The following is a 15,321-nucleotide window of genomic DNA, read 5'->3' as shown; positions in this document are numbered from 1 at the left end:
CAGTTCCTGCATGTGCCTGAGTCAAACGCAAGTAAGGGTAAAGATAATGAAGAAGGCAAAACTCAGCCTCGCCTGGCAGATCCTCATCGGTCTGGTTTTAGGGATTGCAATTGGTGCGTTGCTCAACCACTTCAGTGCCGAAAAAGCCTGGTGGATCAGCAACGTCCTGCAACCGGCAGGCGATATCTTTATCCGTCTGATCAAGATGATCGTGATCCCGATCGTCATCTCCTCCCTGATCGTCGGCATTGCCGGCGTGGGCGACGCCAAGAAACTCGGGCGTATCGGCCTGAAGACCATCATCTATTTCGAAATCGTCACCACCATCGCGATCCTTGTCGGTCTGGTGCTGGCGAACGTGTTCCACCCGGGCGCCGGCATCGACATGAGCACCCTGGGCACGGTGGATATCTCCAAGTACCAGGCGACCGCCGCCGAAGTGCAGCATGAACACGCGTTCATCGAGACCATCCTCAACCTGATCCCGTCGAACATCTTCGCGGCCATGGCCCGCGGCGAAATGCTGCCGATCATCTTCTTCTCCGTGCTGTTTGGTCTCGGTCTGTCGAGCCTGCAGTCGGACCTGCGCGAGCCGCTGGTGAAGATGTTCCAGGGCGTCTCGGAAAGCATGTTCAAAGTCACCCACATGATCATGAACTACGCGCCGATCGGCGTGTTCGCCCTGATCGCGGTGACCGTCGCCAACTTCGGCTTCGCCTCGCTGCTGCCGCTGGCCAAACTGGTGATCCTGGTTTACGTCGCCATCGCCTTCTTCGCCTTCGTGGTGCTGGGCCTGATCGCCAAGCTGTTCGGCTTCTCGGTGATCAAGCTGATGCGCATCTTCAAGGATGAGCTGGTGCTGGCTTACTCCACCGCCTCCTCGGAAACCGTGCTGCCACGCGTCATCGAGAAGATGGAAGCCTACGGTGCACCGAAAGCCATCTGCAGCTTCGTGGTACCGACCGGTTACTCGTTCAACCTCGACGGTTCGACCCTGTACCAGTCGATCGCCGCGATCTTCATTGCCCAGCTGTACGGCATCGACCTGTCGATCAGCCAGCAATTGCTGCTGGTGCTGACCCTGATGGTCACCTCCAAAGGCATCGCCGGCGTACCGGGCGTGTCCTTCGTGGTGCTGCTGGCGACGCTGGGCAGCGTCGGTATCCCGCTGGAAGGCCTGGCGTTCATCGCCGGTGTCGACCGCATCATGGACATGGCCCGTACCGCACTGAACGTGATCGGCAACGCTCTGGCAGTCCTGGTTATCGCGCGTTGGGAAGGCATGTACGACGACGCCAAGGGCGAGCGCTACTGGAACTCCCTGCCGCACTGGCGCAGCAAGGAAAAACTGCCGGCTGGCGAGATCTCGAAGCCATAATGCAAACACCCTGGTGGGAGCGGGCTTGCTCGCGAAGAGGCCGGTACATTCAACATCTCCGTTGATTGACACACCGCTTTCGCGAGCAAGCCCGCTCCCACATTGGATCGGCGCATGCCGAACAGACAAACCCCGGAGCAATCCGGGGTTTGTCGTTTCTGGCGACCCCGCTATCATTCGCCGCATCTTCCGGGGGATTTGACTGATGCTTAATGGCCTGTGGCTTGGCTTCTTCGTCGTGGCAGCAATATCTGCGCTGGTGCAGTGGCTGGTCGGTGGCAACGCCGGGATTTTCGCGGCGATGGTGGAAAGCATTTTCGCCATGGCCAAGCTCTCGGTCGAGGTCATGGTGTTGCTGTTTGGCACGCTGACCCTGTGGCTGGGCTTCCTGCGCATCGCCGAGAAGGCCGGGATCGTCGAATGGCTGGCGAAAGTGCTGGGCCCGCTGTTCCTGCGGCTGATGCCGGAAGTCCCGGCGGGGCACCCGGCGCTCGGTCTGATCACCCTGAACTTCGCCGCCAACGGCCTGGGCCTGGACAACGCCGCCACGCCAATCGGCCTCAAGGCGATGAAGGCGCTGCAGGAGCTCAACCCCAGCGCGACCATCGCCAGCAACGCGCAGATCCTGTTCCTGGTGCTCAACGCCTCGTCGCTGACTCTGCTGCCGGTGACGATCTTCATGTACCGCGCCCAGCAAGGCGCACCGGACCCGACCCTGGTATTCCTGCCGATTCTGCTGGCGACCAGTTGCTCGACCATCGTCGGCTTCCTTTCGGTAGCGTTCATGCAGCGCCTGCGTATCTGGGACCCGGTGGTGCTGGCCTATCTGATTCCTGGCGCACTGATCCTCGGCGGGTTCATGGCGCTGCTGGCGACAATGTCGGCTACGGCGCTGGCCGGGCTGTCGTCGATCCTTGGCAACCTGACGCTGTTCGGCCTGATCATGCTGTTCCTGGTGATCGGCGCGTTACGCAAGGTGAAGGTCTACGAGGCGTTCGTCGAGGGCGCGAAGGAGGGCTTCGACGTCGCCAAGAACCTGCTGCCGTATCTGGTGGCGATGCTCTGCGCGATTGGCGTGCTGCGTGCCTCGGGAGCGCTGGACTTTGGTCTGGATGGCATTCGTCATCTGATCGAATGGGCCGGTTGGGACACAAGGTTTGTCGATGCATTGCCGACGGCGATGGTCAAACCGTTTTCCGGCAGCGCCGCACGGGCGATGCTGATCGAGACCATGAAGACCTCCGGTGTCGACAGCTTCCCGGCGCTGGTGGCGGCGACGATTCAGGGCAGTACCGAAACCACGTTCTATGTGCTGGCGGTGTATTTCGGTGCGGTGGGGATTCAGCGCGCAAGGCACGCCGTTGGATGCGCGCTGCTGGCTGAATTGGCCGGCGTACTCGGCGCCATCGGCGTCTGCTACTGGTTCTTCGGGTAACCACAAATCAAAACTGTAGGAGTGAGCCTGCTCGCGATAGCGGTAATTCAGTCACCACTGATGTGATTGGTAAACCGCTATCGCGAGCAGGCTCACTCCTACATTGGTTTTGCGTGGGGTTCAAGGTCTGGGTTGTTGGGCGAATTGCTGCCCTTGCTGAACAGCCCACGCGACGACCTTTGCAGTGAGACGATCACTGGCCTGTCCAAACCCCGCAACCACCGCCGGCACCTGCACGTCATTCAAAGGCTGGCGCTCTTCAAAGCGGCGGCTGGCGAGGATCTTCTGGTCATATCCGCGCACCAGCAGCGCATCGACGCGCACCACGACGCTGGCCTGATTGCCCTGATACTCGGTCTGAAACGCCTGCAAACTGCCGCCCAGTTCCAGATCCGCAGCGAAGTTGCTGTCATCGGTACTGAGCAGCGTCACCCGACCATCGCGGGCAAAGCCATCGAGCAGCCGATTACGCACCAGCACCGGCGCCGGATCACTCCAGCGCGAGGCCTTGTAGCTGCTGATCACATCACCCTGTGGAATCACCGCGATGTTCGGCCGGTTCAGCGCTTCGCTGGCTTGCAACTTGTTCAGGCGCAGCGACCAGTGCTGGGTCGCCGCTGAACTGGACGAGGCGGGCGCTTGCGTGGCGGGCAGGCGATAGACATCCGACGGCTCGGCCTTGGGCAGGATCGAGCACGCCGAGAGCAGAGTGAAACTGGCGAGGAGGGCGAAGTGAGTCAGCTTCATGGGGTGAATTCCTTGTTCTTGTCGCTGCCCAGCAGGTAGCCGCTGGGGTTGGCCTCCAGGCGTTGGGAAATGCCGCGCAGCGAGGTCAGGGTTTCGCGCAGTTCGCGAATCGCCGGCGCCAGACCATTGAGGCCCTGCAGGCCGTTGTCGAGGGAGTTCTGGTTCTTGCTCAACAGGCCGTTGATGGTGGCGCTGCTTTGCTCCAGCGACTTCATCGCCTGCTCGGCACTGCCCAGCGCCTGCTTGCCCTGATCGTTGAGCAGGCCATTGGCGTTGCGCATCAACGCCGAGGTTTGCTCAAGCATGCTGCCGGCCTGTTTGCCGACGCTCGCCAGTTGCTGCATGGCCTGGCGCAGGTCGCCGCGCTGATCGTTGATCGAACCGGTGGTCTGCTCCAGATGCGCAAGGGTGTTGCTGACGCGCTCGACGTTCTGCGGGGAGAACATCTGGTTGGCATTGCTCAGCAGCGCGGTGATGCCGGTCATCAGGTCGTTGCTGTCGTTGAGCAGCCGGGAAATGGGCGAGGGCGAGGCGACGATGGTCGGCAGATCGCCGTCATGCCCACGCAGCTTCGGGCTCTGCGGGGTGCCGCCGCTGAGCTGAATGATCGAGGTCCCGGTGATCCCGGCCAGTGCCAGTTTGGCCTCGGTGTCTTCCTTGACCGGGGTGTCACCGCCCAGACGAATCCGCGCCAACACCCGGCGTGGGTCTTTCGGGTCGAGACGCAAGTTGACCACATCACCGACCTTGATCCCGCTGTACTGCACCGGGCTGCCCTTGGACAGGCCGCTGACCGCCTCGTTGAAGACCACTTCATAATCCTTGAACTCGCTGTCGACGCTGGACTTGGCCAGCCACAGGCCGAAGAGCAGGGCGCCTGCAACCACTATCACCGAGAACAGGCCGATCAACACATGATGGGCTCGGGTTTCCATGTCATACCTCGTTGAGCAATTTGGCGGCGTCCAGCGCCGAGCGGCCACGCGGGCCGTGGAAGTATTCATGAATCCACGCGTCATCGGTTTCCGACACCACATCGATCGGGCCGGCCACCAGCACCTTCTTCTGCGCCAGCACCGCCACCCGGTCGGTTATGGTGTAGAGCGTGTCGAGGTCGTGGGTCACCAGAAACACACTCAGGCCCAGCGCATCGCGCAGGGTCAGGATCAGTTGATCGAACTGCGCCGCGCCAATCGGATCGAGGCCGGCGGTGGGTTCGTCAAGAAACAGGATGTCCGGATCCAGCGCCAGGGCCCGCGCCAGCGCGGCGCGCTTGATCATCCCGCCGGACAGCGAGGCCGGGTATTTGTCCGCCGCCGACAGCGGCAGCCCGGCCAGCGCCAGCTTCACCGCCGCCAGATGCTCGGCGTCGTGGCGGCTCAGGCCGGCGTGTTCGATCAGCGGCAGGGCGACGTTCTCGGTCACCGTCAGCGAGGAGAACAGCGCACCTTTCTGGAACAACACACCAAAGCGCCGCTCGACCAGCGAACGCTCATGCTCGGACAGGCTCGGCAGGTTCTGCCCGAACACCTTCACGTTGCCTTCGCTGGGCCGGCGCAGGCCGACAATGCTACGCAACAGCACCGATTTACCGCTGCCGGAGCCGCCGACCACGGCGAGGATTTCGCCTTTGTACAAATCCAGATCGAGATTCTCGTGCACGCTCTGGCTGCCAAAGCGATTGCACAGGCCACGGACTTCGATCACCGCCTCCGAGGGCGCGCGGGGTAGACGACTCACCAGCCCATCTCCATGAAAAACAGCGCAGCCACCGCATCGAGCACGATCACCACGAAAATCGACTGCACCACGGCAGACGTAGTGTGGGCGCCGACCGATTCGGCGCTGCCGCTGACCTTGAAGCCTTCCAGACAACCGATCGTGGCGATCAGGAAGGCAAAGACCGGGGCTTTCACCAGGCCGACCAGAAAGTGCTGAATGCCGATGTCGCTTTGCAGCAGCGAGAGGAACATCGCCGGCGAAATACCCAGCGACACTGCACACACCACGCCACCGCCGATGATCCCGCAGAGCATCGCCAGAAAGGTCAGCATCGGCAGCGCCACCAGCATCGCCAACACGCGCGGCACCACCAGCAGCTCCATCGGGTCGAGGCCGAGGGTGCGGATCGCGTCGATCTCCTCGTTGGCCTTCATCGAGCCGATCTGCGCGGTGAACGCACTGGCGGTGCGCCCGGCCATCAGGATCGCCGTGAGCAACACACCGAACTCACGCAAAAAGGAAAAGCCCACCAGATCCACGGTAAAGATCGTCGCGCCGAAACTGGCCAGCACTGTGGCGCCGAGAAACGCCACCACCGCGCCGACCAGAAAAGTCAGCAGTGCCACGATCGGCGCGGCGTCGAGGCCAGTCTGTTCGATGTGGGCGACGACGGGGGTGATGCGCCAGCGCTTGGGCCGCAGCAGATTGCGGGCGATGGTTTCGAGGATCAGGCCGATGAAACCCAGCACTTGCAGGGTGTCCTGCCAGACCGTTTCCACGGCGCGCCCGATGCGGGTCAGCAGTTGCACGCTGACGCTGACTTCCGGCTCCTTGACCGGCACGCAGAAGTCGGTCAACGAGCGATACACCGTTTGCAGCAGCGCGCGGTCAGCCTGGGAAATCGTGCAGTCGGGGTGTTCGGCGGATTTGCCCAGACGCTCGGAACCGAGCAGCTCCGCCAGCAACGAAGCGCCCGCGGTGTCGAGCGCACCGAGGCTGTTGAGGTCGACCACGGTATCGGCGTCGTACTGGCCGGTCAGTTTTTCGGTCAGGTGCTTGAGGTCGGCGTAATGGGCAAGCGTCCAGTCCCCGGAAACCCGCAGGCGGGCAGGGCTGATTGACGTGTCCAGTTGGGCATTACCGCTCATTGAGCTGCTGATCATAAGCTCCGTGCTTGTCCGGCTATTAAGCGAACTAACGTAATAGCACGAACCGGATTACTTTTCTTTGATCGCTGTGCTGTCTGTCACTTCGAAACGCAGCACGCCGATCACCTGACCGTCTTCAGTCAGCACCCGCACTTGCCACTTGCCCACCGGGTTGCCGGGGAAGTTCTGCTTGTGCGTCCACGCCCGGTAGCCTTCCTTACGCCCGCCGTGGATGTCGAGAGCGATGCGGTCGACCTCTTTGCCGTCGAACTGCCACACGTGGTAGATCCGCTCATCCAGCCCGCGCGGCGCGTTGATTGCGGTGTAGGCGTAGAGGCCGCCGTTGCGGATCTGCTCGGCGCTGACCTGGTCGAGGCTGGCGCCGGGGGTGCGATCCTGCAACTGGGTGCTGATCGCCACGTCGGTCATCCACAGCGTCGCCGGTGGCACCCACGAGCGCAGCGTCCAGCCGACCGCGCCGATGCCGAAGGTGATGCACAGAATCGCCAGCGCGTTGCGCACCGTGCGGATCGGGAAGATCGACGCCAGACTCGGGAACGACAACACCACCGCCGTGCCCAGCGCCCATTTGAAACTCTGCGCGGTGGTCAGGTGCATGATCACCGGCAGCGCGGTGAGCAGGGCGGCGAACAGGGTCAGAGTGTGCAACGCGAGAAACGCCCAACGCCGTGGCGCCAGCCATTTGTAATAGAGCGGATCGACAATCGAGATCAACGCAGCGATGCACAGCAGGCCGGTGAAGATCAGTTGGCCGCTGTTCCAAGTGGTGGTGATAAAAAAGAACGGCAGGACGAAAAACAGGCTTTCCTGGTGAATCATCTGCGTCGCGTAACGCAGCAGCGGTTGGGGGATTTCCCGCTTGAAGATGCGCGTGAACAGGCCGGTCAGGGTGTTTTCCAGCATCAGCCAGATCCAGCTCAGCAGCATGATGACGGTGATCCAGCTCGCCAGCCCCTGCTGGCGATCGACCAGAATGAAACTGCCGACCCCGGAGATGAAACCGCCGAGCGCAATCACCCCGGGGTAGCGCTTCATCAGCTCGAGAATGCGCTGGATCAGGAGGGGGATTTTCTGCATGGTGGCGGTTCACGACTGGATAGGGAAAAACCTCGACAGAGTACCGTCCGCCGGGCGACGTGGCGAGGCTCCCGGTCAGTAAAATCAGCACGGACCCCTGTGGGAGCGGGCTTGCTCGCGAAGGGGCCGTGTCAGTCGACATCATTGCTGAATGACACACCGCCTTCGCGAGCAAGCCCGCTCCCACAGGTTCAGTGTTCGGCTGGCTTACGGCGGTGCAAGCGCCAACCCGTCAGGATGAGTAGCAAAACACCCAGACCACCGGCAATCAGCCACAACACCTGATCATCACTGAGCAACGGCTTCTCGATCCGCAGATACCCCGGCTGCAACAGCAACTCGCGCATGGCCTTGTTCGCCGTGTCCAGGGTCACGCCTTGCAACTCGCGGGCAGGGTTGGCAAAGCGCCCGTCCTCGTAATCGCCCAGCGCGCTCCAGTAGTAGTCGGCCATCGCGCTGTTGCCTTGTACCGCCCAGGCCTGATGGGCGATGGCCGCCTGTTTGATCCGGGCGAAGGTGTCCGGGTCGAGGCCATTTTTCAGCAGGTCGGCCTTGAGGTCTTCCAGCACTTGCCGGGCTTCGTCGACATCATCGCGATCGACGTCGGCATTGAGACTCATGAAGCCGACCCCGCCAAACACTTCGCGCTCGGCCCATGGCCCGTAGGACAAGCCGTGATTCAGGCGAATCTGCCGGTACAGCGCCCAGTCGAGGTAGTCCTTGAGGATGTCGAAGGTCTCGTCGTACTGATCGTCGAGCATCGGCTCCGGCACCAGCCAGTGCAACTTGGCGCTGTCGCCGATGAAGCTGCGGGTGAGGGTGCGTTCATGGGCGGCGCTGGTGCGGATGTCCGGCAGCTCACGGTGTTCGGCCGGCTCCACCGCTTCGAGCGCGCCCCAGGTGCGTTCCAGATAGGCCGGCAGCAGTTTGTCGAGTTCACCGACGACGATCAGGGTCATGTTGTTCGGCGCGTACCAGGTCTTGCGCACCTTCTCCAGTTGCGTCTGGGTCAGATGACCGACCTCGGCGCGTTGCGGGCATTTCAGGCCCAATTCCACTGCCAGTTGATTGCTCGCGGTGTGACCCAGATCCTGGCGGTCGAGAAAGCGCTGCAGGCGCGTGTAGTGGCCGCCGTCCTCGCGCTCGACCACACGCTTGGCGGCGTTGATCGCGTTGTCGTCGATGCGGGTCTGGGTCAAAAGGTCGAGCAGCAGGTCGAGGACCTTGCGCTGGTTCTTCGCCGGGGCTTCGATGACGAATGTGGTGTCGGCATTGCTGGTGAACGCGTTCCACTCACCGCCCAGCGCCTGCATGCGCTCCTCGAGACCACCTTCGCCAGTGGCGTCGACACCGCTGAACAGCAGATGCTCGAGCAGGTGCGGCAGCTCTTTTTCATCGCAGTCGAAATCGTCGAGACCGACGCCCACCACCAGACGAATCGCCACATGCCCGCGCTCGGTGCCGGGCTTGAGCAACAGCTGCAAACCGTTGGGCAACGCATAGCCTTCGACCTGAAAGCGATCAACGGCGAAGGCGGGCAGAGAACCGAGCAACAGACAGGCGAACAACAGGCAACGCATAACAGGCTTCCATACGGCTGATTTGGAGATCCGTGTCGCTATTCAGGCCGGCATTCGCGAGCACGCTCGCTCCCACAGGGGAATGCATTTCAAATGTGGGAGCGAGCTTGCTCGCGAAGGTCTTAAGGCTGAATCAATGTTACTGACTGACCCCAGCCCCAGACGTTCAAGGCGAATGCGTAATGTCGGCAATATCATCCGCTTCCAGCGCCCCGGTGTCGGCCGTTTCCAGCACTACATAAGCACTGCTGCAAAACAGCGAGTTCAAGCGCTTCATATCGGCAATCAGCTCCAGGTGCAGCGAACTGGTTTCCAGACTCTGCACGATCTTACGTTGCAAGCGGCTGACATGGGCATGGGCCAGACGCCGTTCCTGCGCGCGAAAGCGACGTTTCTCGCGCAACAGCTGACGGGCGCTTTCCTTGTCGCCACTGAGAAACACGGACAGGCCCAGGCGCAGGTTGGCGATCAGTTGCTGATGCAGCCCGGCCAGATCCTCCAGGCCTTCTTCGGAAAACGACCGACGCTGCGAAGTTTTCTGCTGCTGCACCTTGCGCAGCATGCGTTCGATCAGGTCGCTGGCCAGTTTCAGGTTGATCGCCAGTTCGATGGTCTCTGCCCAGCGCCGACTGTCCTGCTCGCCGAGATCCTCGCGGGGCATTTGCGCCAGATACAGCTTGATGGCGCTGTAGAGCGCTTCGACGTCATCGGTCAGTCGGCGCATTTCCTGGGTGATGGCGGTCTGCTTGCCGCGCAGCACGTCGAGCATCGCGTCGAGCATGTTGTCGATCAGGTCGCCCATGCGCAGGGTCTCGCGGGCCGCGTTGGCCAGCGCCAGGCTCGGGGTGACCAGCGCTGTCGCATCGAGATGCCGCGGCTTGGCGGTGCCGTTGACCTCCGGGCGCTCCGGCAGCAGCCAGGCGCACAGGCGTGCCATCGGCGAAACACTGGGCAGCAGGATCAGGCAGCGCGCGGTGTTGTAGAGCAAGTGGAAGCCGATGACCATTTCCTGCGGGCTGAAATCCAGGCCGTCCATCCAGTGCACCAGCGGGTCGAGCACCGGGATGATCAGCAGCAGGCCGATCAGTTTGTACAGCAGGCTGCCCAACGCCACTTGCCGCCCGGCGGCGTTCTGCATGCTGGTGCTCATGAACGCCAGCACGCCGCTGCCGATGTTGGCGCCGATCACCAGACCGATCGCCACTGGCAGGCTGATCACCGCCGCGCCGGCCAGCGTTGCCGTGAGCAGCACGGCGGCGAGGCTGGAGTAGGAAATCATCGCGAACAGCGCGCCGACCAAGGCGTCGAGGAGGATGTCGCCGGTCAGCGAAGCAAAGATCACCTTCACCCCTTGGGCGTGGGTGATCGGCGCGGCGGCTTCGACGATCAGTTGCAGCGCGAGAATGATCAGCCCCAGACCGATGCTGACCCGGCCCATCTGCCCGAGCCGCGTCTGTTTGCGCGACAGAAAGAAAATCACCCCGAGAAAAATCAGCAGCGGCGACAGCCACGACAGGTCGAACGTCAGCACCCGCGCCATCAGCGCGGTACCGACGTCGGCGCCGAGCATGGTCGCCAGCGCCGGGGTCAGCGCCATCAAGCCCTGACCGACGAAGGAGGTGACGAGCATGGCTGTGGCGTTGCTGCTCTGCACCATCGCAGTCACTACGATGCCGGCAACGAACGCGAGCCAGCGTTTGGACATGTTCTGGCCGATCACATGGCGCAGATTGGTGCCGTACACCCGCAGAATGCCGGTTCGGACGATGTGCGTGCCCCAGATCAGCAGGGCCACGGCAGACAGCAAATTGAGCAGGGTGAGCATGCAGACCCCCTGTAGTAGCAGCGCCCCAAAGGGGCAAGTTGACGGTACCGCGCGGTTTCTACGTTTTTGATACTTAAGCTGTAGTTGGCTAACGGACTGGGCGCCAGCATTGCACAGCTAAAGTGCGGATTGAAACAAAAGTGTCATGAAAACGGGTTCATCCACCTCATCTGAAATCAACGCGGTCCCCTGTAGGAGTGAGCCTGCTCGCGATAGGGCGACCAGCTTCAACATCGTTGCTGACTGACGGACCGCTATCGCGAGCAGGCTCACTCCTACAGGTATTACGGCTGCCCCGGATTCTTCAGTAGCCCTAAACAACTGTGGGAGCGGGCTTGCTCGCGAAAGCGCTGGGTCAGCCAACATCATCGTTGACTGACACGCCGCCTTCGCGAGCAAGCCCGCTCCCACAAGGGGTGTTGCGTGTTGCTGGACTAGCGGGTTACTGCCCCGGCACGTCCTTGCGCAGTTTCACCGGATCCTGCTGCTGTTTCTTCTTGGCCATCGCGCCGCGCAGCTTGATGTTGATCGCTTCCACCGCCAGCGAGAACGCCATGGCGAAGTAGACGTAGCCTTTCGGTACGTGCACGTCGAAGGATTCGGCGATCAGTACGGTACCGACCACTAGCAGGAACGACAGCGCCAGCATCTTCAGCGACGGGTGCTTGTCGATGAACTCGCTGATTTTGCCCGAGGCCGCCATCATCACCAGCACGGCGACGATGATTGCCGCGACCATCACCGGCACATGGGAGACCATGCCGACGGCGGTGATCACCGAGTCCAGCGAGAACACGATGTCGATGATCGCGATCTGGATGATGGTGTAGAGGAAGTTGCCGCCCTTGCCCGAGGGCTCGTCGCCTGTTTCGTCTTCGCCTTCCAGCGCGTGGTACATCTCCTGCGAGCTCTTCCACAGCAGGAACAGGCCACCGAAGAACAGGATCAGGTCGCGCCCGGAAATACCCTGGCCGAACACCACGAACAGGTCGGCGGTGAGGCGCATGACCCAGGTGATCGACAGCAGCAACAGGATCCGCGTGATCATCGCCAGGCCCAGGCCGAAGATCCGCGTACGCTGCTGCATGTGCTTGGGCATGCGGCTGACCAGGATCGAAATCATGATGATGTTATCGATGCCCAGAACGATTTCCAGGGCGGTCAGGGTAAAGAAGGCAACCCAGATTTCGGGGTTGGTCAGCCAATCCATGTGTATTCCTTTGAGCGAGTGTTAAACCATGACGCCAGCAAGCAGCTGGCGTCATGGTGAGTGAATGCCGTTACAACGTGCTGAACAGCGGGAACGTCCCCAGCAGCAAGGCGGCCACCAGTATGCACAGGCAGACCAGCACTGCCCACTTCAGAGTGAAACGCTGGTGATCACCGAACTCGATACCGGCCAGCGCCACCAGCAGGTACGTCGACGGCACCAGCGGGCTGAGCAAGTGGACGGGCTGACCGACGATCGAGGCACGGGCCATTTCCACTGCGGTGATGCCGTAATGGCTGGCCGCTTCGGAGAGCACCGGCAACACGCCGTAGTAGAACGCGTCGTTCGACATGAAGAATGTGAACGGCATGCTCACCAGCGCCGTGATCACCGCCAGGTACGGGCCGAGGAAGTCCGGAATCACTGCCAGCAGACTTTTCGACATGGCGTCGACCATGCCGGTTCCGGACAGGATACCGGTGAAGATACCCGCAGCGAAAATCAGACTGACCACCGACAGCACGCTGCCGGCGTGGGCCGCAACGCGGTCCTTCTGCATTTGCAGGCACGGGTAGTTGACGATCATCGCGATACTGAACGCCACCATGAACAGCACCGGCAGCGGCAGCAGGCCGGCGATCAGGGTGCACATCAGGGCCAGGGTCAGCAGGCCGTTGAACCAGATCAGCTTCGGACGGCGGGCATCTGGGAACTGCGAGACGCTGATTTCGCTGTGGTCGATCTCGTCGCCGATCAGGTGCAGCTCGCCCAGACGCGCACGCTCACGCTTGCCGTAGAAGTAGGCAATGATCAGGATCGCCACGACACCGGCGGCCATTGCCGGGATCATCGGCACGAAGATGTCCGACGGGTCGACGTGCAGCGCACTGGCGGCACGGGCGGTCGGGCCGCCCCACGGGGTCATGTTCATCACGCCACCGGCGAGGATGATCAGACCGGCCATGATCCGCGGGCTCATGCCGATGCGGCTGTACAGCGGCAGCATGGCGGCCACGCAGATCATGTAAGTGGTCGCGCCGTCACCGTCAAGGGAAACAACGAGCGCCAGCACGGCGGTACCGACCGAAACTTTCAACGGGTCGCCCTTGACCAGTTTGAGGATCTTGCGCACGGCCGGGTCGAACAGGCCGGAGTCGATCATCAGGGCGAAGTACAGAATGGCGAACATCAGCATCACGCCGGTCGGCGCAAGCTTGGTAATGCCTTCGAGCATCATCGGGCCGATCTTCGGCGCGAAACCACCGAACAGGGCGAACAGGATCGGGATGATGATCAGGGCGATCAGCGCAGACAGGCGCTTGGTCATGATCAGGAACATGAACGTGATGACCATGGCGAAGCCAAGGAAAGTCAGCATGAGATTACTCCAGGCGTAGCGCGGCTAATTGAGTGAGCGGATCGGAGGGATCAGCGCAGAACGGGAAGCACGAGACGTACGGACGGAGTGACAGCTAGAGGGCGGGTTACAGAGGACATCAGAATCACCATTGTTGTTGTTAATTGGGCCTGACGTGCGAGCGATCACACGCGTTGGCCAACCGGTCTGTTGCCGGTAGTGGCCGCGATCCTAATCGGGCAACCTTTCAGCTACCTTTCGCTGACGAAAGCTTCGGGCGAATCGCCAACCGGTTGTCGGATGCGGCTAGAGTCAACAAATTCTGGGACGGGAGGGCAGGGACATGGAAGAAGTGCACAGTGGTGGCTGCCATTGCGGACATATCCGCTATCAGTTCAGCGGGCCATTGCACGACATTGCCCACTGCCACTGCTCGATCTGCCGCAAGGTCAGCGGCGGGATCGTCACTACGTGGATCACGGTTCCGGCGGCCGGCTTCCGATGGCTGAGTGGCACGCCATCGCGCTACGACTCGTCGAGCAGTTGCGCGCGGTACTTCTGTGCGCAGTGCGGCGCGCAGTTGGCATTGGTGACCCAGCTCAGTCCCGAGAGTATCGATGTGACGATCGCCACGCTGGATCACCCGGAGTTGGCACCAGCCGAGCGGCATATCTGGACCGACAGCCAATTGCCCTGGCTGCACCTCGACGAGCATCTTCCGGGCGAGCCCGAAGAAACTCTTTGATCAGAAAATAGACAGGTCCAGCGGCCGCATCGCGCCCATCCAGATGGCGTGCTCGGTGTGATCGAGCATGTCATCGCCAGTGTCCGGGTGGAGGAACACCACCAGACCTTTGCGATTGAGCGCCAGCCACGGCAACACCTCACCGATCAGCTCCGGGCCGAAGGCCAACTGGCAACTCCAGTCCGGATGCGGGCCGACCGGACGTTCATGGACGCGGCCCATCTTCAATGGAAACAACTGCGCGGCCTGCTCACACAACGCGCGCGCCTGGTCGATGGTGTCGGCGTCGAAATAGACGTGGGCGTGGTAACCCTTGATCGCTTGCATCTGAAACCCTCGGAAATCGGTTCGAACCCTCGGCGTTGCCCGTATGTCACACGCCATACAAGGGATAACAAAAAGGATCAGCCATGAAAAATGCCGAAACCCCAACGGTGAAAGTGGTGCTCTATGGTGCCATGGCCAGCCTGGGCGGTGCGTTGATGGCTGAATTGCTGCGTCGCCAGCATGAAGTCATCGCCATTCTCGACGATTTGACGGCACTCGCGCCGCGACCGGGTTTGCGCACTAAAAGTGGAGATCTGTTCGACGCTGAACGGGTCAACCAGAGCGTAGCCGGCAGTTCCGAGGTGATTTGCCTGCTTGATGCGCCGGGCTTGCCGTTCAACAGCGACCATGTGGAAAGGTCCGTGGTACTCGGGCCGGTGGAACAGGTTTTGGCGGTCGATGCATTGATCGACGGCCTGCAAATGGCCAATGTCTCGCGGCTGTTTCTGGTGGGGGATTTTGCCGTGCTCGACGAGCCGGATCTGGGCGATCCACTGCAACGCCACGCCGCCGAAGAAATCCGCGAAGCCCTGCAAAGCAGCCCGCTGCACTGGACGCTGGTCAACGCGCCCCGCGGGGTGGCGGGGCTGACGATTGAGCATTTCAGTCAGGTGGGCGGCAATCTTGAGCCGGGGCTGGCTGAACCGCTGGAACGGCTGAACCGGGTCGCGGTGGGGATTGCCGATGAGCTGCGGTTGAATCTGCATGTGGGGCAGCATGTGAATTTTGTCGCCGCAACTGGCTGAGCC

At 61.8% G+C, this 15,321-nt stretch carries 14 protein-coding genes; 4 read left to right on the top strand and 10 right to left on the bottom strand.

What is annotated here, in order from left to right:
• Positions 1–46 precede the first annotated feature (46 nt).
• A complete protein-coding gene (gene gltP / locus AC1RBR_RS01235; protein WP_038364978.1) occupies positions 47–1,378 on the top strand; it encodes a glutamate/aspartate:proton symporter GltP in 1,332 nt (443 codons plus the stop codon).
• A gap of 205 nt (positions 1,379–1,583) precedes the next feature.
• Positions 1,584–2,813: a nucleoside recognition domain-containing protein gene (locus tag AC1RBR_RS01230; RefSeq protein ID WP_481396171.1), complete on the top strand. Its 1,230-nt coding sequence runs from the start codon at positions 1,584–1,586 to the stop codon at positions 2,811–2,813.
• A 120-nt stretch (positions 2,814–2,933) separates the two neighbouring features.
• Here the strand turns inward: AC1RBR_RS01230 and AC1RBR_RS01225 are convergent, their stop codons facing one another.
• The 9 genes from AC1RBR_RS01225 to AC1RBR_RS01185 all read right to left on the bottom strand — a co-directional run bounded on the left by AC1RBR_RS01225 (position 2,934) and on the right by AC1RBR_RS01185 (position 13,521).
• Positions 2,934–3,560, bottom strand: coding sequence for an ABC-type transport auxiliary lipoprotein family protein (locus tag AC1RBR_RS01225; protein WP_095139752.1), 627 nt, complete (start codon positions 3,558–3,560; stop codon positions 2,934–2,936).
• Complete coding sequence (locus AC1RBR_RS01220) at positions 3,557–4,495, bottom strand: MlaD family protein (protein WP_095139753.1); 939 nt, start codon at positions 4,493–4,495, stop codon at positions 3,557–3,559. The genes AC1RBR_RS01225 and AC1RBR_RS01220 overlap by 4 nt, the downstream gene beginning before the upstream one ends.
• Position 4,496: 1 nt before the next feature.
• Positions 4,497–5,300 (bottom strand): ABC transporter ATP-binding protein, encoded by an 804-nt coding sequence (locus AC1RBR_RS01215; protein ID WP_095139754.1) that lies wholly within the window; start codon positions 5,298–5,300, stop codon positions 4,497–4,499.
• The gene (locus AC1RBR_RS01210) at positions 5,297–6,445 is read right to left on the bottom strand and encodes an ABC transporter permease (protein ID WP_492562597.1); all 1,149 of its coding nucleotides are present in this window, start codon (positions 6,443–6,445) and stop codon (positions 5,297–5,299) included. Before AC1RBR_RS01210 ends, AC1RBR_RS01215 begins: the two co-directional genes overlap by 4 nt.
• A 54-nt stretch (positions 6,446–6,499) precedes the next feature.
• The gene (locus AC1RBR_RS01205; protein WP_115986468.1) at positions 6,500–7,528 is read right to left on the bottom strand and encodes a DUF5924 family protein; all 1,029 of its coding nucleotides are present in this window, start codon (positions 7,526–7,528) and stop codon (positions 6,500–6,502) included.
• A 191-nt stretch (positions 7,529–7,719) separates the two neighbouring features.
• Positions 7,720–9,108, bottom strand: coding sequence for a M16 family metallopeptidase (locus AC1RBR_RS01200; protein WP_492562595.1), 1,389 nt, complete (start codon positions 9,106–9,108; stop codon positions 7,720–7,722).
• Between the two features lie 166 nt (positions 9,109–9,274).
• Positions 9,275–10,933: a Na/Pi cotransporter family protein gene (locus AC1RBR_RS01195; RefSeq protein WP_443533437.1), complete on the bottom strand. Its 1,659-nt coding sequence runs from the start codon at positions 10,931–10,933 to the stop codon at positions 9,275–9,277.
• A 442-nt stretch (positions 10,934–11,375) separates the two neighbouring features.
• Positions 11,376–12,143, bottom strand: coding sequence for a TerC family protein (locus AC1RBR_RS01190; RefSeq protein ID WP_480404303.1), 768 nt, complete (start codon positions 12,141–12,143; stop codon positions 11,376–11,378).
• A gap of 70 nt (positions 12,144–12,213) precedes the next feature.
• Positions 12,214–13,521, bottom strand: coding sequence for a CitMHS family transporter (locus AC1RBR_RS01185; RefSeq protein ID WP_007954069.1), 1,308 nt, complete (start codon positions 13,519–13,521; stop codon positions 12,214–12,216).
• Positions 13,522–13,843: 322 nt separating this feature from the next.
• Between AC1RBR_RS01185 and AC1RBR_RS01180 the strand changes: the two genes are divergently transcribed.
• Positions 13,844–14,245, top strand: coding sequence for a GFA family protein (locus AC1RBR_RS01180; RefSeq protein ID WP_456018337.1), 402 nt, complete (start codon positions 13,844–13,846; stop codon positions 14,243–14,245).
• Here the strand turns inward: AC1RBR_RS01180 and AC1RBR_RS01175 are convergent, their stop codons facing one another.
• The gene (locus AC1RBR_RS01175) at positions 14,246–14,572 is read right to left on the bottom strand and encodes a DOPA 4,5-dioxygenase family protein (protein WP_492562593.1); all 327 of its coding nucleotides are present in this window, start codon (positions 14,570–14,572) and stop codon (positions 14,246–14,248) included.
• A gap of 83 nt (positions 14,573–14,655) precedes the next feature.
• Here AC1RBR_RS01175 and AC1RBR_RS01170 point away from each other — a divergent pair, with 83 nt between their 5' ends.
• A complete protein-coding gene (locus AC1RBR_RS01170; protein WP_492562591.1) occupies positions 14,656–15,318 on the top strand; it encodes an NAD(P)-dependent oxidoreductase in 663 nt (220 codons plus the stop codon).
• Positions 15,319–15,321: the final 3 nt, after the last annotated feature.

It is taken from the genome of Pseudomonas sp. GW823-FHT01D03, from assembly GCF_058798255.1.
This window is presented reverse-complemented; position numbering and strand designations above follow the sequence as displayed.

Excerpts from the sequence above, each read along its gene's own strand:
- gltP (WP_038364978.1), top strand. The coding sequence starts at position 47 with ATGAAGAAGGCAAAACTCAGCCTCGCCTGGCAGATCCTCATCGGTCTG.
- AC1RBR_RS01230 (WP_481396171.1), top strand. The coding sequence starts at position 1,584 with ATGCTTAATGGCCTGTGGCTTGGCTTCTTCGTCGTGGCAGCAATATCT.
- AC1RBR_RS01225 (WP_095139752.1), bottom strand. The coding sequence starts at position 3,560 with ATGAAGCTGACTCACTTCGCCCTCCTCGCCAGTTTCACTCTGCTCTCG.
- AC1RBR_RS01220 (WP_095139753.1), bottom strand. The coding sequence starts at position 4,495 with ATGGAAACCCGAGCCCATCATGTGTTGATCGGCCTGTTCTCGGTGATA.
- AC1RBR_RS01210 (WP_492562597.1), bottom strand. The coding sequence starts at position 6,445 with ATGATCAGCAGCTCAATGAGCGGTAATGCCCAACTGGACACGTCAATC.
- AC1RBR_RS01205 (WP_115986468.1), bottom strand. The coding sequence starts at position 7,528 with ATGCAGAAAATCCCCCTCCTGATCCAGCGCATTCTCGAGCTGATGAAG.
- AC1RBR_RS01200 (WP_492562595.1), bottom strand. The coding sequence starts at position 9,108 with ATGCGTTGCCTGTTGTTCGCCTGTCTGTTGCTCGGTTCTCTGCCCGCC.
- AC1RBR_RS01195 (WP_443533437.1), bottom strand. The coding sequence starts at position 10,933 with ATGCTCACCCTGCTCAATTTGCTGTCTGCCGTGGCCCTGCTGATCTGG.
- AC1RBR_RS01190 (WP_480404303.1), bottom strand. The coding sequence starts at position 12,143 with ATGGATTGGCTGACCAACCCCGAAATCTGGGTTGCCTTCTTTACCCTG.
- AC1RBR_RS01185 (WP_007954069.1), bottom strand. The coding sequence starts at position 13,521 with ATGCTGACTTTCCTTGGCTTCGCCATGGTCATCACGTTCATGTTCCTG.
- AC1RBR_RS01180 (WP_456018337.1), top strand. The coding sequence starts at position 13,844 with ATGGAAGAAGTGCACAGTGGTGGCTGCCATTGCGGACATATCCGCTAT.
- AC1RBR_RS01175 (WP_492562593.1), bottom strand. The coding sequence starts at position 14,572 with ATGCAAGCGATCAAGGGTTACCACGCCCACGTCTATTTCGACGCCGAC.
- AC1RBR_RS01170 (WP_492562591.1), top strand. The coding sequence starts at position 14,656 with ATGAAAAATGCCGAAACCCCAACGGTGAAAGTGGTGCTCTATGGTGCC.